Below are 18,711 nucleotides of genomic sequence, written 5' to 3'. Positions count from 1 at the left end.
TGGGCATTCGCTGTGTACCAGCGGTTGGGCACCGAGTCGTGCGTCACCCTCGAACCCGCCGGAGCGAAGCAGGGGCGATGAACAACGCATGGCACGATCGACGCATGGCGTTGATGCGAACCGGCCGGGCTGTGCTCATGGCGACGGCGTTGGTGATGACCGCGGCCGCGTGCACCTCGGTGGTGGACGGCAATCCCACCGCGACCGCTCCGGAGGGAATGGGACAGTTCTACAACCAGACGCTGAAGTGGGGCAGCTGCTCGGATTTCGGTGACGACGACATGCCCAAGGGGGCCGAGTGCACCCGTGTCACCGTGCCGATCGACTATGAGAAGCCGGACGGCGGCACCGCCCAGATCGCGCTCTCGCGGCTGAAGGCCACCGGTCCCGACCGGATCGGCTCGCTGTTGTTCAACCCGGGCGGGCCGGGCGTGGCGGGCATCAACATGGTGGGCATCGCCGACAGCACGAAGCTGGCCGAGCGCTTCGATCGGATCGGATTCGATCCGCGCGGCACCGGCGCCTCGCTGCCCAAGATCGAGTGCATGACCTCCGAGGAGAACGACGCCGAGCGCGCCGAAGCGCCCAAGGACAATTCACCGGCCGGGATCGCCGCGGCCGAGACCGAGAACAAGCAGTACGCGGACAAGTGCGTCACGCGCACCGGCAAGGATTTCCTGGCCCACGTCGGCACCCGCGAGGTCGTGCAGGACATGGACGTCATCCGGGCGGCGGTCGGGGACGCGAAGCTCAACTATGTCGGCTACTCGTACGGCACCCGCCTCGGCTACGCCTATGCCGAGAAGTTCCCGGACCACGTGCGGGCCCTGGTGCTCGACGGCGCGCTCGACCCGCAGCAGGATCCGGTGAAGGAATCGGTGCTGCAGGCGCAGAGCTTCCAGAAGGCGTTCGACGCCTACGCCGCGGACTGCGCGTCCAAGGAGAACTGCCCGCTCGGCTCGGATCCCGCCCAGGCCACCGCCAAGTTCCGGGAGCTGGTGGGCCCGCTGTGGAACAAGTCGGTGCCGACCGAGGATCCGCGCGGGCTGCACTACGGCGACGCCATCACCGGCGTGCAGCAGACGCTGTACTCCAACCGCTTCTGGCCCGCGCTCACCAAGGGCCTGCGGGAACTGGCCCAGAACCGCGGCGACACCCTGCTCGCGCTCGCCGACATGTACGACGGTCGTCGCGAGGACGGCAGTTACGACAACAGCGCCGACGCCTTCAACGCGATCCGCTGCGTGGACGATCCGGCCATCACCGATCGAAGCATCGCCGCCAAGCAGGACTCCGAATATCGGCGGGTGGCCCCGTTCCTGGACGACGGCCACGGCAGCGATGCCGCGCCACTGGAACTGTGCTCGAGCTGGCCGGTCCCCAATACCAGCACCCCGCATCGGCTTTCGATCCCGGGACTGCCCAAGACCGTGGTGATCTCCACCACCGAGGATCCGGCCACCCCGTACCAGGCCGGTGTGGATCTGGCGGACCAGCTGGGCGCCGCGCTGATCACCTTCAACGGCACTCGGCACACGGTGTCGCTCTCGGGCGTGGCGTGCGTGGACGACCCGGTGATCGCCTATTTGACCGATCTGACGGTGCCCGCCGCCGGCCTCACCTGCTGAGGCCCGAGCTCTCGTTCCGAGCCGCTTCCGGGTCGCGCGACCATCTCGGCGTGTCGCCCGGGAGCGACTCGACAGCGGTGGTGGGCAGGGGTGTGAGGTACGACTTCGGGTACTCGTTCCGCGTCCTGACGCTCATGTAACACGGATTTAACTCCGGGTGCATACGCTCGCGGGCATGGACCGTCAGAAGGAATTCGTCCTCCGCACGCTCGAAGAGCGCGATATTCGCTTCGTGCGGCTCTGGTTCACCGATGTGCTGGGCTATCTCAAGTCCGTTGCCATCGCGCCTGCCGAGCTCGAGGGCGCTTTCGAGGAGGGCATCGGCTTCGACGGTTCCGCCATCGAAGGGTTTGCCCGGGTGTCCGAGGCGGACATGGTGGCCAAGCCGGACCCGTCCACCTTCCAGGTGCTGCCGTGGTCGACCTCGAAGGGTCATCAGCATTCCGCGCGCATGTTCTGCGATATCGCCATGCCGGACGGTTCGCCGTCCTGGGCGGATCCGCGGCACGTGCTGCGCCGTCAGCTGAACAAGGCCGCCGATCTCGGCTTCAGCTGCTACGTGCACCCGGAGATCGAGTTCTTCCTGATCAAGCCCGGCCCGTACGACGGATCCTCCCCGATCCCGGTGGACAACGGCGGGTTCTTCGATCAGGCCGTGCACGACGAGGCGCCGAACTTCCGCCGGCACGCCATCGACGCGCTGGAGTCGATGGGCATCTCCGTCGAGTTCTCGCATCACGAGGGCGCACCGGGCCAGCAGGAGATCGACCTGCGCTACGCGGACGCGCTGTCCATGGCCGACAACGTCATGACCTTCCGCTACCTGATCAAGGAGGTGGCGATCGACGAGGGTGTGCGCGCCACCTTCATGCCCAAGCCGTTCGCCGAACACCCCGGCTCGGCCATGCACACGCACATGTCGCTGTTCGAGGGTGAGCAGAACGCCTTCGCCGACGCGGACGACCCGAACAACCTGTCCGACACCGCGCGCGCGTTCATCGCGGGCATTCTCGAGCACGCGCACGAGATCAGCGCCGTCACCAACCAGTGGGTGAACTCGTACAAGCGGCTCATCCACGGCGGCGAAGCGCCGACGGCCGCCTCGTGGGGCCGGTCCAACCGCTCTGCGCTGGTTCGGGTTCCGATGTACACCCCGAACAAGTCGTCCTCGCGACGCGTCGAGGTCCGCAGCCCCGATTCGGCCTGCAACCCGTACCTGGCCTTCGCGGTGATCCTGGCCGCCGGTCTGCGCGGTATCGAGAAGGGCTACACGCTGCCGCCCGAGGCGGAGGACGACGTGTGGTCGCTGACCTCGGCCGAGCGCCGCGCCATGGGCTTCCGGGAACTGCCGGCCAGCCTGGACGAGGCGCTGCGCAATATGGAGCGGTCCGAGCTGGTCGCCGAGGCGCTCGGCGAGCACGTCTTCGACTTCTTCCTGCGCAACAAGCGTCGTGAGTGGTCGGGCTACCGCAATCAGGTGACGCCCTACGAGCTGAAGGAATACCTCGGTCTGTAGACAGGCTGCGCGGCCCTTCGATATCGGAGTCGTACGGGCGTCGTGTCGAGCCGAGCTCGGCTGGGCCACGATGTCTGATTTCGGAGGGTTGGCGCGCATGTCGGCCGGGCCTGACATGTAGGTTGAGATAATGGTCCGGCCACCGACTGCCCGTTCCGCTGTCCCAGGTGTAGGCAGGCTCGGTTTGCTCGAGCCGTCCGCATCGGACTCCCTGCGAGAGTTGGCGTGGGACAACGCCGAGAGCGTTCCACTGCTGTGGGCGCTCTCGCGCTCGCCCGATGCCGATCTCGCCCTGCTGACCCTGATGCGGCTGCGGGAGCAACTCGGAAGCGACTGGGCCGCGCTGGATTCCGAGTTGCGGTCGAACCTCTCGCTGCGCGGCCGGCTCTTCGCGCTGATCGGCTCCTCGAGCGCCTTCGCCGACCATCTGGTGGCCGACCCCGCCGCCTGGCGACTGCTGCTGCGCCCCGAACTGCCGACCCGCGAGGAACTGCTGGCCGAGCTGCTCGAGGTGGTGCGGGCCGTGCCGGAGGAGGGGCCCAATGCCGGGCCCATGCTGTACCGTGCCGGAATCTCCGGGCCCGAGGCGATCGGGTTGCTGCGCAAGCGGTATCGCGATCAACTCATGCTGCTGGCCGCCATCGATCTGGCCGCCACCGTCGAGAACGAACCGGTGCTGCCATACCAGGAGGTGGGCTGGCAGCTCACCGACCTCGCCGATGTGGCGCTGACCGCCGCGCTGTCGGTGGCCGTCGCGCGGGTGTGCCCCGACCGTCCGGTGCCGGCCCGGCTGGCCGTGATCGCCATGGGCAAATGCGGTGCGCGAGAACTGAATTACGTCTCCGATGTGGATGTCATCTTCGTCGCCGAACCGGCCGACACCACCGCCACCCGGCTCGCCGCCGAGACGATGACGGTCGGCGGGTCCGCGTTCTTCGAGGTGGACGCGGCGCTGCGGCCCGAGGGCAAGGCGGGTGCGCTGGTGCGCACCCTCGAATCGCATATCGCGTACTACAAGCGGTGGGCGCGCACCTGGGAATTCCAGGCGCTGCTCAAGATGCGGCCCGCCACCGGCGATCTCGAACTCGGCGGCCAGTACCGCGACGCGCTGATGCCGATGGTGTGGGCGGCCTCCGAACGCCCCGACTTCGTCCCCGACGTGCAGGCCATGCGCAGGCGCGTGGAGGACCTGGTGCCCGCGGACCTGCGTGAGCGGGAACTCAAACTCGGGCACGGCAGTCTGCGCGATGTCGAATTCGCCGTGCAGCTACTGCAATTGGTGCACGGCAAGGCCGATGAGCGCCTGCACGTGCAGGGCACCGTGGACGCGCTCGCGGCGCTGGCCGCGCGCGGATACGTCGGCCGCGACGACGCGGCCAACCTCACCGCCTCCTACGAATTCCTGCGATTGCTCGAACATCGTTTGCAGCTGCAGAAACTCAAGCGCACCCACACCCTGCCCGCCCCCGACGACGAGGAGGGCATGCGCTGGCTGGCGCGCGCCGCGCATATGCGGCCCGACGGGCGGCAGGACGCGGTCGGTGTGCTCACCAGCGAGATCAAGCGCAATGCGGTGCGGGTGCGGCGGTTGCACGCCAAGCTGTTCTATCGGCCGCTGCTGGAATCGATCGCGCGGATCGACGCGGATCAATTGCGGCTCAGCCCCGAAGCCGCCGTGCGCCAGCTCAAGGCGCTCGGCTACGGCGCACCGGAGAACGCGCTCGGGCATCTGAAGGCGCTCACGAGCGAGGTCGGGCGCAAGGGGCGGATCCAGGCGCTGCTGCTGCCGACACTGCTCGAATGGCTGGGGGAGACACCGAATCCCGACGCCGGGCTGCTCGCGTATCGCCGGGTGTCCGAGGGCCTGGACAACGAGATCTGGTTCCTGCGGGAACTGCGCGACGAGGGCGCGATCGCCCAGCGGTTGATGATCGTGCTCGGGTCCTCGGCGTACCTGCCGGACCTGCTCATCAACGCGCCCGAGACGATTCGCATGTACGCCGACGGCCCCAACGGGCCGCTGCTGCTGGCCACCAAGCCGTCCGATGTGAAGCGTGGAATCCTCTCCGGCGCACGACGTTACGACGATGCCAAGCGCGCCATCGCGACCGCGCGCTCGCTGCGCCGCCACGAACTCGCGCGCGTCGCCTCCGCCGATGTGCTGGGCATACTCGAAGTTCCGCAGGTGTGCGAGGCGCTGTCGTCGGTGTGGATCGCGACCTTGGAAGCGTCGATGCTCGGCGTGATCCGCGCCAGCGAAGCCGAACTCGGCAAACCGGCGCCCGCCGACTTCGCCGTCATCGGCATGGGCCGACTCGGCGGTATGGAACTCGGCTACGGTTCCGACGCCGATGTGCTGTTCGTCTGCGATCCCCGCCCCGGTGAGGACGAGACCGTCGCGGTGAAGTGGGCGAACAGCATTGCCGAACAGATCCAGCGGCTGCTCGGCGCGCCCAGCACCGACCCGCCGCTGCAGGTCGACGCGGGCCTGCGTCCCGAAGGCCGCAACGGCGCGCTGGTGCGGACCCTCGCCGCCTACTCCGCCTACTACTCCCAGTGGGCGCAGCCGTGGGAGATCCAAGCCCTGCTGCGCGCCCACTTCATCGCGGGGGACACGGATCTCGGGCTGCGCTTCCTGCACACCATCGACCCCATTCGCTACCGCGAGGGCGGCATGTCGCCCGAGGGTGTGCGCGAGGTCCGCCGCATCAAGGCCCGGGTCGACGCCGAACGCCTCCCGCGCGGAGCCAACCCGGCCACCCACACCAAGCTCGGCCGCGGTGGTCTCGCCGATGTCGAATGGACCGTGCAACTGCTGCAGCTGCAGCACGCTCACGAGGTCCCCGCCCTGCACAACACCTCCACCCTCGAATCCCTCGACGAAATCGAGCGCGCCCACCTCATCGACCCCGAGGACGCCGCCCTCCTGCGCGACGCCTGGCTCACCGCCACCAAGGCCCGCAACGCCCTGGTCCTGGTCCGCGGCAAACCCGCCGACCAACTCCCCGGCCCCGGCACCCTGCTGTCCGCGGTAGCCAAGGTCGCCGGCTGGCCCAACGACGACGGCAGCGAATTCCTGGACCACTACATGCGGGTTACACGCCGCGCGAAGACCGTGGTGGAGCGAGTGTTCGGCGGGGAGCAACCGTAGAGGGGCACGCCGGACTTCAGCGACCGATCCCGAATCGGTTGAGCGACAAGCGTAGTGGTCCGTCGGCGCTGGAGGCTCGGCGACCTCACCGCAGAGATGAGTTGCGGTGACGGGGTTGCCCTCTCGATCACCGCCGACCGTTCGTTGCTCGGGGCTGGACTCAGCGCAGTGGTCTCGCTCGCCGTGCAGGACTAGGGGGAGTTGGGTTCGAGGGGGGTGGGGTCTGTTCGGGCGGAGGGGAATTCGGCTCCGATGGCGGGTGGGACGGTGGGGAGGGGAGTGCCGAGGAGTTCTTCGGTGCGGGTTCGGTGTAGCCAGGTGGGGGAGGTGTGGGTGTCGCTGTCGGCGGGGCGGGCCGTGGGGGCGTGCATGCCCGGGTACATGCCTGTGGGGTGGGGTGAGGAGCTCGGCCCAGCCGGGATGGAGTTGCCGGGAAGGGTTGGTAGCGAGACGGTTCCGGAGTTGGGAAGGGCGGGGTAGCTGCGGCCCGGGTCCGGGCGGGGGGCGGGCGTGGGTATCTGCGGAACCTCTGGGCTGTGGGGAACGGATGGAGTGCGGGGAGAGGGCGGGGTGGTCGTGGCCGGTGGGGTTGTCGGGGTGGCGGGTGCTGGAAGGCGGCTGCGGGAGTCGAGGTCGGTGGGGGTGAGCAATGAGTCGAGGGCGCGGGCGACGCCGGTGAGCTGGGATTGCCGAGCGGTACGGCCGGAGGATGGCGGTGAATCGGGTTGGCTGCCAGGGGTGTTCGTGGCCAGGGGTGCGGTGTTCTGGGGAGATGACCCGGCCGGGTTCGTTATCGGCTCGTCGAACTTGCGGGTCGTGTAGTCGGCGGGGCTGGTGGCGTTCGAGTCGGTGCCGGTTGGTCGGGTGTCGCCGAATGTCGTGGGACCGGGGGAGTGGTCCGATGCGCTGCCGATCGTCGAGCGCAGCGAACTGATCGGTGTCACCTCGAGTGTCGAACTCGAGGTGCTGCTCGGTGCGGTGGTGTCCCACCGGGTTGGCGGACCGGCGTCGAATATCGAGTCGGACGAGTTGCTCGGCGAGGTGCCGGGTGCCGAGTCGTGAGAGCCGCCCGGTGTGGTGTCGGATTCGGATGATGGTGAGGCGGGATCGGCTGGGCCGGAGGCGATTCCGCCCGGTGTGGTGTCGGAGCTGTTCACCGCGGCGGGGTTCGTGAAGGCGGGGACGCCCGAGCCTGCGGGTGGGTAGGTGGTGAGGTAGTTGGCTTCCATCGCCGCTATGGCGAGCTGGTGTTGTTCCGTGCGCACGGCTTCGAAAGCCTCTGGGCCGGGGGAGGTGTCGTTCCGGAGGGTGGCCGGTGGGGAAGAGTCGATGGGGGAGGTCGCGGTGTCCGGGGTCGGTGGTGGGGGAACGGTGCGGCGGAGCGCCTCCGCGCCGTAGGCGGCAGCCGCCATTCGGTGGCCGGTGCTGTGGACGACTTCGGCCGTGTCGATGACGGATCGGACGAACTGCCGGGCCGCGGTGTCGGCGGCCGCGGCGAAACGGCCCTGCATACCCTCGGCCAGGGTCGACTGGATGATGGCGTGCAGCGCGGTCGCGGCTCCGCAGAGTCCGTCGGCGATGCTCACCCAGACCTGTGCCTGAGCGTGCATCGCGCCGGGATCCATCGCCTGGACGTGCCGATAGATCTCCTCGTGCGACAGGTCCGGAAAATGCTCCACCTGCCGGATGTAGTCCGGATCCACCCCGCCATGCGAAATACGCGCCTGCTCCTGCTCGGCGCCCCGCTGGATCCGCTGCGCGCTGAGCAATTCCGTTGTCGGTAGCGATGATCCGGGTCCGGGTTGTTCGCCCGGCTGTTCAGGTCGTGGGGCGTGCTCCGGCTGTGTGCTCGGCTGCTCGGGGTTCGGGAACACCGGCCGTCCCTCCTCGCTCGGTTCGTCTACCGATTGGACGCGAGTGGGGGCGCGCTGGTTCCTTCGGACGCGAGTCGGAGATTCACGTCGTAGCGAGGGCTGCCCGGGAACCCGCGCCCGACCCTCAGCGCTGCGAGACCGTCCAACCGAGGAACCGGCGGCCGGGGCCGTGAGGGACGGTTCCGCTGGAGGTGAAGCGACCACCGTCGGCGATGTGTTCGAGGCCGCGGGTGTAGGGGAACAGGATCGGGTTGGCCGTACGGGTGTGGATACGGCGGATTTCCTCGCGCTGGGTCGGGGCGTCGCAGTAGCTCAGCAGGAACAGCGCCTGACGCCACGCGTAGGCGGCGTTCTTCCTTTGGATGAGGGCGGCGTGGCCCCGGGCGGGCTGGTCGAGCCGTCGCAGGATCCACTCGAAGGTGCTGCGCGCCAGGGCCGGTGCCACCGCGCGCAGCCGATCGCCCAGATCCAGTGCGTCCACCAGCACGGCCAGGTTGTGGGTGGTGAGGATCTGACTCTGCTCCAGGACCGCACCGTTGGCCGCGACCCAGCTGCCGCCCGCCCCCGCCTCTGCGGAGCGGGCCGTGCACAGCTCGGCGAAACCTTCCGCGGTGCTCTTGCCCCAGAGCTTTCCCTTGCGGCTCTCGGTCTCCCAGTGATCGGCGGAGGGCAGGTCGTAGTACCGCTGATACAGCGTGCCCTCGAGCACTCGGCTCGCGGTCGCGGCGGCGACCCGCCACTTGTCGGTGAAGGTGCCCATGAAGATGTCGGCCGCCACCTCCTCGACCAGGGGCAGCCGCAGCCCCGCACGCTCGGCGAGCGTGCGGAACTCCCGCACCAGCGGATTCGGCAGCACAGCCTCCGGAAACGACTCGACCGCCAGTAGCGCGGTACGCGCCAGCAGCTCTCGCGCCGCGACCGCCGGTGCGTCGTCTCCCCTGTCCCGCAGCGTCTTCAGCGCCGTCGCCCAGGGCAGCTCGTCGAATCCGACCTGATTCTGCAATCCGACCAGCAGCAGGCTGCGACGCTGCCGGAACGCCGTGTACAGCTGCTCCATCAGCCCGGCCGCCGCCGGATCGGCTATATCCGCGGCCAGCAATCGCGAGGTGAGCTGCGGCAGCACCGCCGCCAGCACCTCACCGGAACCGATGATGCCGCGATCGATCAGCTCACCGGGCGTGGCCTCCAGCGCCCGTATCGCCTTGTCCCGCAGGTGCTGTGGGATCACGGTTCCGTCGGCGACGCGCACCGTGTCGGCAGGCGAGACCGGAGCCTCGACCTCCTCCGGCGACGGCAGTCCGCCGCCGGCCGGATACCGATCGAGCCGAGCGGCCAGCACACCCGCCAGGTCGGCGTACAGCGGCTCGGCAATCGACGAGGCCTGCTCCATGCGTACCAATTCCCGTGTGTCGCTGCCGGGCTCGTCATGATGGGTCAGCGTGTTGGCCAGCGCTCGGCGAACCCACCCGACCTGCCGCGAATTCAACGCGGCACTGTCCCGCGCGCAACCGACGAGCGCCTCGTGCAGCCGCGCGAAGTTGCTCCGGGGATGAGCGTGCCGCCCAGCGAACCCGTGATCGCGCCGCGCCGCGGTGAAGTCCGTCAGCCAGCGCGCCCGCCGCTCCGCCCAGTCCTCGGGCCACACCCGGCACGGCCAACCACCGTGCACCGCACCGTTTTCCAGGGACGGCAGCACGCCCTCGACGGTCCCGCACCACAGTGCGACCAGCCGATCGTAGAGCGGCGTCCACACCTCGATGGTGGTGTGCATCGCCCGCAGCTGCTCCGGCGTGCGCACCGCGCGCAGCGCGCCCACCACCTCGCCGACCGACGCGACCCGCACCGCGTCCCCGGCCGGACGCGGCACCGCGTGGAAGGCCGGGGTGAACCGCAATCGCGACATGAACGGCCGCAGTTCCGCCACCAGATTTAGCGCCTGCTCCGCGAATCCCTTGTCCAGCAGCAGCGCGACGACGGCCAGCGCCGCCTCCTCGGGCACCTCGATGCGATAGCGCCCCGCGCGCAACGCGTTCAGCAGTTCGGCCTGTCCCGCATCGCTCAGATACCAGAGATTGACCCGCTCCCGATCGGTGCCGCCGGGAACCTCGCCCGGCAGCCGGTCCAGCTCACCCGGACTCGCCGCCACGTCCGCCGACGCGCGACCGGTCGCGAAACCACCGTGCACCACTTCCAGAGTCGCCCATGCGGGCAGCTTCGCGACCGGCGTGCGGCTCCCGATCTCGAGGGTGCCGCCGGAGACCCCGTCCAGCACCTCCCGCCAGCGTCGGACCTTGCGCTGAGCCCGGGCCCGGGCATCGGCGTCCGCGCCGACGGCGACCGCCTCGAGCGCCCGCTGCAGCTGCCCGGTCGCATAGCGCGCCGGACCGTCGCGAAACACGTGATCAGACAAAGAGACTCCCCGAATCGAACATCATCGACCTGGCAGCGAGGGTCGAACTCGCGCCCTCCCGGTCCCGAGCCGGGTGCTCTGCCACTGAGCTACGCCAGGTGGACATGGAGGCGGGATTCGAACCCGCGCCCTCCCGGTGAAGAGCCGGGTGACCTACCGCTGGTCTACTCCATGAAGTGTGCGAATCGTATCGGGGACCGGGACGGATTCGCACCTCTATTTCAGGGCATGCGCGCCTGCAGCGTGTAGGACAGCGGCAGCCGATCGGCGTGCTCGAGCAGGCGCCACTCGTCATCGTCGCCATGAATCATTCTGCCGGGCAGCGCATTCCACGGAACGCTGTCGTGCTCGGTGAAATCGGTGAGGATCATCCCGGTATTCAGGACCGCCCCGATGATCTGCCCCACACCGTGATTCCACTGGTGGGTGGTCGTCTCGCTCAGGGCTCGATCGGCCGAGACGTAGGTGGTCCGCTCCTGGAACACCATCGGCTCGGCGTTCTCGAAGTAGGGATAGCCCAGGGTCAGCGCGTCCAGACGCTCCTCGTCGATCGCCCACAGCATCGGATGTCCCTCGCGCAGGAACAGCCGCCCGCCGGGACGCAGCAGACCCGCGACCGTCTCGGCCCAGCGCTTCACATCGGGCAGCCAGCACAGCGCGCCAATCCCGGTGAAGACCAGATCGAACTGCCGCGCACCGAGCACCTCCACGGCGACGTACACATCCGATTCCACGAATTCTATTGCGGTGCCGGTCTCCTCGGCCAACTTCCGGGCCTGAGCCAGCGAGGCCGGCGAGAAATCGAGCCCCGTCATCTCGGCCCCGAGCCGGGTCAGCGACATGGTGTCCGTGCCGATGTGGCATTGCAGGTGTACGCCGCGCAGTCCGCGAATGTCACCGAGCTTGGGCAGATCGAATCGCACCACCTCGCTGAGAAAGTCCCGCTCGTTGCGGAACCTGTCCAGGGCGTAGTCCGCGGAGGCGGCGTGCAGGGGAGCGCGGTCATCCCAGTTGGCCCGGTTGAGGCGTCGGTATTCGCTCACGACACCCGACTGTGCCATGGACACGACCGGCGGCGCAGCCCATTTCCGCGGCGGGTCGCGCAGGTCACGGGGTATGCGAGGGTGCAGGTAGGGTGGGCGGCGAACAGGGGAGGTGTTGCTGGTGGTTCGTGTGCTGGCGCAAGAGGAAGTGTCCGGTGGGGGGCCCGAAGTGGGTTCGCCGGACAAGAAACGCCGAGGTCCGCTGCGGTGGATTTCGTTGGTGTCGGGGTGGCTCGCCCTGGTGGCCGGAGTGGCCGGGGTGGGGTTGCACTACAACCGCTTACCGGTGCGGACGCTGGTGCTCGCGGCGTCCTTCGCGTCGTATCTGATGCTCGGCTGTGTGCTCGCGACGGTGTTGTTCGCGCTGGCCCGGCAGTGGAAGACCGCCGCGGCGGCGCTGGTCGTCACCGCGGGCGCGGTGTGGACGCAGCTGCCCATGCTGTGGCCGGACGGGTCCGCCCCGCCGGGGGTGGATGTCGCTGTCATGCAGTCCAACCTGCTGTTCGGCCTGGCCGATGCCGACGCCGTCGTACAGGGCGTGCGGGACAACAGGATCGAGGTGCTCACCCTCAGCGAGCTCACGCCGGAGATCCTGCAGCGCTTGCAGACCGCGGGTATCGACGCCGAGCTGCCGTACCACTTCACTCAGCCCTCGGGCGGCGGGCAGGGGTCGGGCATCTTCAGCCGCTACCCGCTGCGGGACGAGGTCAAGTTCGACGGCTTCTGGCTGAACAACCTGCGCGCCACCATGATTCACCCGGATCGTGGACCCGTCACGGTGTTCTCGCTGCATCCGGTGCCGCCGAACATCGACTTCGATTCCTGGCAGCACGAGTTGCGCACCATTCGCGACCTGCTGGCCCAGCCGACCGGCCAGGTCATCGTCGGCGGCGATTTCAACGCCACCTACGACCACTCGCTGTATCGAGATCTGTTGAGCGACAGGTACGCCGACTCCGCGGAACTCGTCGGCGTCGGGGCGCTGCCGACCTTCCCGAACGATCACGCATGGGGGCCGGTCATCGGAATCGACCGGGTGCTGGTCGCTGGCGGACACGCCACCGAGGTGCACTCGCTGAGCATTCCGAAGTCCGATCATCGAGCAGTCGTTGCGAGACTGCGGCTTTGAACGCCGAAAAAGTGGATACTCGGAGTCGGAACAGGGTGTGAACCTCGGCTCCCGACCAGTGGTCCGGGGTACCACCCGGGCCGTGGTCGGAGGCACGATGAGGATTCCACGTCTGCGGGCGGGGCTGGCCGTCGCACTGCTGGTGATCGCTGGGGCGATCACCGGGTGCGACTCGCTGAAAACTACTGATACACCGGGTGTTTCGACCGGTGCGGACAACCCGTTCGAACTCAGCGGTTCGGCATCGGCATCGGCGACGGGGCCGACCGGTCCCCGCACCGGCGTCGCCGACACCACCATGACCGCCGAGAACAGCGACGGCGGCGCGATCGACAAGCTGTCCATGAATGCCATGGCCGATATGCAGGAGTACTGGACGAGCAGATACTCCGAGAACTTTCCCGGCGTGTTCGCACCGGTGAGTCGCTTTATCTCCTGGGATGCCACCGCGCCCAAGCAGCAGTCCATCGATTTCTGCCGGTCCAATACCGCCGGGCAGGTCAACGCCGCGTACTGCACCGTCGATCCGTCCATCGGCTGGGATCGCGGGGTGTTGCTGCCGGAGCTGGTGAAGAAGTTCGGCCCGATGTCGGTGGTGATGGTGCTGGCCCACGAGTACGGGCACTCGGTGCAGGCGCAGGCCGACCTCAACGGGGCGTCGACCCCGAGCGTGGTGCGCGAACAACAGGGGGACTGCCTCGCCGGAGTCTTCCTTCGCTATGTGGCGGAGGGCAATTCGCGGCACTTCACGCTCAACACCACCGATGGCATGAACGGAGTGCTCGGCGCGGCCATCGCGGTCCGGGACCGGGAACCGGGAGCCTCCAAGGACGAACACGGCACCGCGTTCGAACGCGTGACCGCGATCCAGATGGGCTACACCGACGGCGCGCAGACCTGTAAGAGCATCACCCGCAAGGAATTGCAGCAGCGCCGCGGCACCCTGCCCGCGAGCTATCAGCCGGGGGAGCAGACCGGGCAGTTGGCAGTGGATCGAGCCTCGCTCGACCTGGTCGCGCAGGCGCTGGCGAAGAACTTCCCGCTCGGGCGCGCCCCCGCCTACGACTACGGCGGCGTCACCACCGGCTGCTCCAATGTGACCACCACGCAGCAGGTTTCGTATTGCCCGAGCTCCGACACCATCGGTGCGGACATCGCGGCGCTGGCCAAACGCGCGCGCGGCGGCGACGACAGCGAGATCCTGTCCTCCTTGGTCGCCGGTGACTACAACGCCTTCGTGGTGTTCGCCTCGCGCTACATGCTCGCCCTGCAGAACGATCGCAAGCTCGCCCTGACCGGCGCGGACACCGCCGGTCTGCGCACGGCCTGCCTGTCGGGCGCGTTCACGACCAGACTCAGCCTGCCCGAGAGCCAATTACGCCTGTCGGCAGACGATCTCGACGAGGCGGTCTCCGGACTCCTGTCCGACGGCCTCGCCGCCTCCGACGTGAACGGCAACGTGGTGACGAGCGGCTTCGTCAGGCTCGAGGCATTCCGCACCGGAGTCCTGGACGGCGATACGGCCTGCCTCACGACCTACAGGTAACTGTCGGCACCCGGTCACAGTGGCGGTGCGCGATGACGACGACGATGGCGCGAGGGCTCGCCGGTGGACCGATCGCGTGCCCGCGCGGGGAGTCTCCTGCGTGCCCGAGGCGTGGACGGTGACACGCACCGCCTTCCGGCTGTCGGGCAGGCGAAACCGGTTGTCCCGGAGTCGGTGTGCCCGACTCCAGGTACCGGCGCTCACCGTGCGGGCAGGTGCGCGTCCAGCCAGTCGATCAGGTCGGTCATGACCTTGTCCTGCTCCGGATCGTTGTAGATCTCGTGGAACAGCCCGTCGTAACGGATCACCGTCTTGTCCTTCGAGGCGGCGCCCTTCTCGATCAGGTCCGTGCCGGTCGGGGAGGCCAGGCCGTCGGCCGTGCCGTGCTGCACCAGCAGCGGCGCGGTGAGATTGCTCAGGTGGCCGGTGACGAACTCGCCCGCGCGCAGCATCTCGTGCGCGGTGCGCGCCGGGACGCCGCCGTGATGGTTGAGCGGGTCCGCGTCGTAGTCGCGCACCACCTCCGGATCGCGGCTCACCAGCGTCGAATCCAGCTTCACCACAGGCAGATTCGGGGCGATCCGGGAAACGAGCGGCGCGAGCAGCCGTGACACCGGGTTGCCGCCCTCGACCACGACCGCCGGGCCCGAGAGCGCGACGCCGTCCACCCGCAGCGGTCCGCGCGTCGCCAGATAGGACACGGTGAGCCCGCCCATGCTGTGCCCGAAGACGAAGCGCGGCAGGCCGGGATGACGGTCGGAGGCGAGCTCGAGCAGCGTCGCCACATTGTCCGCGGCCGCGTCCAGCGACCCCACGTTCGCGCGCGCACCCTCGGACCTGCCGTGCCCGATGTGGTCGAGCGCGTACGCCGCGATCCCGTCCTCGTTCAACCGCGTCGCCAGATGCGCGTACCGACCCGAATGCTCGGCATACCCGTGCACGATCACCACCACGGCCCGCGGATCACCGTCCGGCAGCCATGCCTGCCAGAACACCCGCCCGCCGTTGCCCTGGAATTCGCCGGTTTCGTGTCGGGTCATCGTTGTTGTTCCCTTCGGGTCGGGATCGTGGTCGTCACGCACGCCGGAAGGTTCTCACCGACCTCGGGCCACGGCCGCCCGATTCGTCGACTACCGGCCCAGCCATTCTCACCCACCTCTTCCGAATCAGTGCGATTCGCCCACTTCGATCCGGATTATCAGCGGTTCCCCCGCCTCGAGCTGGGACCGAACACAGTCCCCGATGCGAGCGGCCGGTACCTGATGGTCGGCCGCCGGCCCCTCTTGCGCGCGGGCGATGCTCGAGAGATTGCCGTACCGGCCCGCCGTAGGCCGGAAGACGGACGATTGCCTGTGCGAACGGACCGGAGGCGCGGTGAAGCCTGGACCGGTGACCGCTCAGGCGAGGCGTTCGATCAGGAGACGGTTGAAGGTGATGAGGCGGGCGTAGTTGGCGCGGGAGATGCGCTCGTCGGTGCCGTGGATGCGCTCGAGGTCGGCGCTGTCCAGGACGATGGGGGCGAAATTACAGCGGGTATCGGCGAGGCCGTCGTAGTAGCGGGCATCGGTCGCACCGGGGACGAGGCCGACGGTGACAGCGATGCCGGGGACGGTCTCGGTGGCGATATCGGCGATCAGATCGAATGCGGGACCGGCGGACGGATCGGGAGTCGGCTCCGACGCGGTGCCGACCACCTCGATCGTCACCCCCTCGTCGCGCACCACCCTGCGGCAGTGCGCCAGCACCGTCTGCACCGAATCACCGGGCAGGATACGAAAATTCACGTATGCCTCGGCACGCTGCGGCAGCACGTTCGCCTTCACCCCGCCGTGAATCACCGTCGGCGCGGTGGTGGTGCGCACCAGCGCCTCGGTCTGCGGCCGAGCCGCCAGAATCCGCACCACCGCGGGCGCGGCCACCCGCGCCACCCCGAGCAGACTCCGACGCGGCTCGCCCATGAATGTCCGCAGACGCGTGAGCATGTCGAGCGTCACCGGCGTCAACCGCAGCGGAAGCGGACGATCCTGCAGCCGCGCCACCGCCCGCGCCAACCGCCCCACCGCGGTCTGCCGGCCGGGCATGGACGAATGCCCGCCCACCCCCGACACCGTCAGCCGGACCGTGGCGAATCCCTTCTCGCCCACCATGATCGTGGCCACCGGGACATCGATCCCGTCGGCCACCCCGGTCGTGATCACCCCACCCTCGTCGAGCAGCAGATCCGCCCGCACCCCGGATTCGCGCAGCCGCTCGGCCATGCGCGCCGCCCCGGTCTCGCCGAACACCTCTTCGTCGTGTCCGAAGGCCAGAATCACGGTGCGCCGCGGTCGAATTCCCGCCGCCAGCGCACCCTCGACCGCCTCCAGAATCGCGAGCACCCGACTCTTGTCGTCGATGGCTCCGCGACCCCAGATGAATTCCTCGTCCACCACCCCCGCGAACGGCGGATGCGTCCAGCCCTGGGCGCCATCCACCGGTACGACATCCATGTGCGCCAGCAGAATCGCCGCGGCCCGACCGTTCGCCGACTCGGTTCCGTCCCACCGGTACAAGCGGCCGTGGCCGAACCGCTCGCAGGTCAGCTCCCGGTGCACCAGCGGAAAACTGCGTTCGAGATGTTCCGTCAGCCGGTCGAATTCGCCGAGGTCGATATCGGCCGGGTCCTCGAAGGACACGGTGGCACACCGCAGCGCCGCGGCGAGCCGCTCCGCGATGGCGTCGTCGACCGTGGGCTCGGCCGGGTCGGTACCGGTCATCGGGCGCCGGTGCGCGGCGGGAAGTCGATGCTCACCGCTGCATTGTCGATCAGATCCGCCGCCAGCGGGGTGGACTTCTCGGCGCGCCACTTGGGAATTCCCTCGGGAAGTCCGCCGGGCAGGTCGGGCGTGCGCACGGCCGTCAGCATCGGGAGCCGGACGTGCGCCGCGGTCACGCCGACATGAGCGAACGCGGGGGAGTGCGCCCATACGTCGTCCACCACGTCGGTGATCCGGAACCCGATCCGGTGCCCCGCCGGGATCGGCCAGTCCTGCGCCAGCAGCCGCACCTGAGCGGTCGGCGTCACCGGAGCGATGCCCCGGGTGATCACGGTCGCCACATTGTCCGGCGCGATGTCGTACAGCTCCACCGTGACCGAGGCGGTCGGTGGACCGTCGAGACCCAGTGTGGCCGTGGTGATTCCGGACAGTTGCTGATCCTGTGCGAGTGGCTGGCTGACCGACCACAGATCCCGGTCCGCCCCGGGCGTCAGCCCTCGATCGGTGTAACCGCCGGTGCGCAGATCCACCTCGACCGACCGGCTGTCGGCGGGCGGCCATGCCGTCTCCGACCGCCAGCCCCCGTCGAACTGATTGACGGTGATGCGCGGTCCCGGCACCGTCACATCCTTGCCGGCCACATGCCGGTCGAAGAACGCCAGCAGTTCGGAATCGAAATTCGGGGTGCCGCACTTGTCGGTGCAATTGCGGTGCCCCCACTGCCCGAACCACGCCTTGTGCTCACCCGGGCCGAGCCCGTTCCACAGCTGGAAGACCCGATCCGCGCGCGTGTTGTAGTCGATGAAGCCCTGCCCGAGGAACAGTGGAATGGTGTTGCCGCGCACCCGCTGCACCAGGTCCCGCTCCTGCCAGAACGCGGTGGAGTCGTCGTGATCCGTGGTGTCGGCCAGATACCGCTGATAGCAGCCCGCGTCGACAGCGGTGGCATTGGCGCGGTACTCGGGCGAATCGGTCGGATATCCCGGTGTCGAGGCGATCAGCAGATGCTCGAAGCCCGCGAAGTCACCCGGCCGAACCCCGTTCTCGCTGATCGGCTTCAGCGAGAACTTCCACGCCACGCCCTGCATGTACAGGTAGGAATTGGGATCCACCACCGGCTCGAACGCCGCGACCGCGGCCAGCCCGGCCGGCTTCTCGGCCAACCCCATCAGCCCGGTCCACGCCTCGTACGAGGTGCCGTTCAGCCCGACCCTGCCGGTCGACCAGGGCTGCGCGGCAGCCCATTCGACCGCGGTCTTCACATCCGAGCGTTCCCCCGGACCGCCGAAGTCCGGGCAGCCGTTCGACCCGCCGAAGCCGCGCAGATCCACCACCACATAGGTGTAGCCCGCCTTCAGGAACAGCTCCGCCTGCAGGTTCTCGGTGGACGGGCCGCCCTTGACGCGCGGCTGGCTCAGATACGCGAGATGCGCGCGGTAGGGGCTCACCGTCATCACCACCGGCGTGCGCGCGTCGTCCGCGATTCCGGCCGGTCGCAGGATGTCCGCGTGCAGGCGTGTGCCGTCGGGCGCGGTGATGTATTCCTCGCGCCACTGGTAGATCGTGTCCGCGTCCGCACTCGCCTGCCCCGGCACCGCCGCACAACCCACCACCAGCAGCAGGCCGATCAAGGCCCGCCACAACACCATCCGCATGAT

At 68.8% G+C, this 18,711-nt stretch carries 11 protein-coding genes and 2 tRNA genes; 5 read left to right on the top strand and 8 right to left on the bottom strand.

All coding sequences use genetic code 11. The annotated features are described in order from the left end of the window. Nucleotides 1-113: 113 nt before the first annotated feature. The 3 genes from NJ1_RS20560 to NJ1_RS20550 all read left to right on the top strand — a co-directional run bounded on the left by NJ1_RS20560 (nucleotide 114) and on the right by NJ1_RS20550 (nucleotide 6,295). On the top strand, nucleotides 114-1,628 hold the full coding sequence (locus tag NJ1_RS20560; RefSeq protein WP_084478586.1) for an alpha/beta hydrolase: 1,515 nt from the start codon (nucleotides 114-116) through the stop codon (nucleotides 1,626-1,628). 175 nt (nucleotides 1,629-1,803) lie between these two features. After that, nucleotides 1,804-3,144 carry a type I glutamate--ammonia ligase gene (gene glnA, locus NJ1_RS20555; RefSeq protein WP_067696901.1) on the top strand — a complete coding sequence of 447 codons (1,341 nt, stop codon included), beginning with the start codon at nucleotides 1,804-1,806 and terminating at the stop codon, nucleotides 3,142-3,144. 130 nt (nucleotides 3,145-3,274) lie between these two features. Further along, entirely contained in the window at nucleotides 3,275-6,295 is a 3,021-nt protein-coding gene (locus NJ1_RS20550) for a bifunctional [glutamine synthetase] adenylyltransferase/[glutamine synthetase]-adenylyl-L-tyrosine phosphorylase (RefSeq protein WP_067696899.1), read from the top strand. Between the two features lie 191 nt (nucleotides 6,296-6,486). Here NJ1_RS20550 and NJ1_RS20545 read toward each other — a convergent pair whose 3' ends face one another. The 5 genes from NJ1_RS20545 to NJ1_RS20525 all read right to left on the bottom strand — a co-directional run bounded on the left by NJ1_RS20545 (nucleotide 6,487) and on the right by NJ1_RS20525 (nucleotide 11,622). After that, entirely contained in the window at nucleotides 6,487-8,169 is a 1,683-nt protein-coding gene (locus NJ1_RS20545) for a hypothetical protein (protein WP_157574112.1), read from the bottom strand. Nucleotides 8,170-8,293: 124 nt separating this feature from the next. Then, the gene (locus NJ1_RS20540) at nucleotides 8,294-10,579 is read right to left on the bottom strand and encodes a hypothetical protein (protein WP_067696895.1); all 2,286 of its coding nucleotides are present in this window, start codon (nucleotides 10,577-10,579) and stop codon (nucleotides 8,294-8,296) included. A 27-nt stretch (nucleotides 10,580-10,606) separates the two neighbouring features. Then, nucleotides 10,607-10,678, bottom strand: a tRNA-Pro gene (locus NJ1_RS20535). Then, nucleotides 10,679-10,753, bottom strand: a tRNA-Lys gene (locus NJ1_RS20530). A 47-nt stretch (nucleotides 10,754-10,800) separates the two neighbouring features. Then, the gene (locus NJ1_RS20525; RefSeq protein ID WP_067697141.1) at nucleotides 10,801-11,622 is read right to left on the bottom strand and encodes a class I SAM-dependent methyltransferase; all 822 of its coding nucleotides are present in this window, start codon (nucleotides 11,620-11,622) and stop codon (nucleotides 10,801-10,803) included. Between the two features lie 121 nt (nucleotides 11,623-11,743). Between NJ1_RS20525 and NJ1_RS20520 the strand changes: the two genes are divergently transcribed. Together NJ1_RS20520 and NJ1_RS20515 are read left to right on the top strand one after the other, a co-directional pair. Next, nucleotides 11,744-12,751: an endonuclease/exonuclease/phosphatase family protein gene (locus tag NJ1_RS20520; RefSeq protein ID WP_245717491.1), complete on the top strand. Its 1,008-nt coding sequence runs from the start codon at nucleotides 11,744-11,746 to the stop codon at nucleotides 12,749-12,751. Nucleotides 12,752-12,848: 97 nt separating this feature from the next. Further along, nucleotides 12,849-14,297 carry a neutral zinc metallopeptidase gene (locus tag NJ1_RS20515; protein WP_067697136.1) on the top strand — a complete coding sequence of 483 codons (1,449 nt, stop codon included), beginning with the start codon at nucleotides 12,849-12,851 and terminating at the stop codon, nucleotides 14,295-14,297. A 200-nt stretch (nucleotides 14,298-14,497) separates the two neighbouring features. Here NJ1_RS20515 and NJ1_RS20510 read toward each other — a convergent pair whose 3' ends face one another. From NJ1_RS20510 to NJ1_RS20500, 3 genes are all read right to left on the bottom strand, one after another. After that, nucleotides 14,498-15,337 (bottom strand): alpha/beta hydrolase, encoded by an 840-nt coding sequence (locus tag NJ1_RS20510; protein ID WP_067696893.1) that lies wholly within the window; start codon nucleotides 15,335-15,337, stop codon nucleotides 14,498-14,500. Nucleotides 15,338-15,694: 357 nt separating this feature from the next. Continuing rightward, nucleotides 15,695-17,053 carry a M20/M25/M40 family metallo-hydrolase gene (locus tag NJ1_RS20505; RefSeq protein WP_067696891.1) on the bottom strand — a complete coding sequence of 453 codons (1,359 nt, stop codon included), beginning with the start codon at nucleotides 17,051-17,053 and terminating at the stop codon, nucleotides 15,695-15,697. Then, the gene (locus tag NJ1_RS20500; protein ID WP_067697135.1) at nucleotides 17,050-18,708 is read right to left on the bottom strand and encodes a CocE/NonD family hydrolase; all 1,659 of its coding nucleotides are present in this window, start codon (nucleotides 18,706-18,708) and stop codon (nucleotides 17,050-17,052) included. Before NJ1_RS20500 ends, NJ1_RS20505 begins: the two co-directional genes overlap by 4 nt. Between the last annotated feature and the right edge of the window lie 3 nt (nucleotides 18,709-18,711).

This window comes from Nocardia jejuensis NBRC 103114 (assembly GCF_001613145.1).
GTDB lineage: Bacteria > Actinomycetota > Actinomycetes > Mycobacteriales > Mycobacteriaceae > Nocardia > Nocardia jejuensis.
This window is presented reverse-complemented; position numbering and strand designations above follow the sequence as displayed.

Excerpts from the sequence above, each read along its gene's own strand:
- NJ1_RS20505 (WP_067696891.1), bottom strand. The coding sequence starts at position 17,053 with ATGACCGGTACCGACCCGGCCGAGCCCACGGTCGACGACGCCATCGCG.
- NJ1_RS20560 (WP_084478586.1), top strand. The coding sequence starts at position 114 with ATGCGAACCGGCCGGGCTGTGCTCATGGCGACGGCGTTGGTGATGACC.
- glnA (WP_067696901.1), top strand. The coding sequence starts at position 1,804 with ATGGACCGTCAGAAGGAATTCGTCCTCCGCACGCTCGAAGAGCGCGAT.
- NJ1_RS20500 (WP_067697135.1), bottom strand. The coding sequence starts at position 18,708 with ATGCGGATGGTGTTGTGGCGGGCCTTGATCGGCCTGCTGCTGGTGGTG.
- NJ1_RS20550 (WP_067696899.1), top strand. The coding sequence starts at position 3,275 with ATGGTCCGGCCACCGACTGCCCGTTCCGCTGTCCCAGGTGTAGGCAGG.
- NJ1_RS20515 (WP_067697136.1), top strand. The coding sequence starts at position 12,849 with ATGAGGATTCCACGTCTGCGGGCGGGGCTGGCCGTCGCACTGCTGGTG.
- NJ1_RS20510 (WP_067696893.1), bottom strand. The coding sequence starts at position 15,337 with ATGACCCGACACGAAACCGGCGAATTCCAGGGCAACGGCGGGCGGGTG.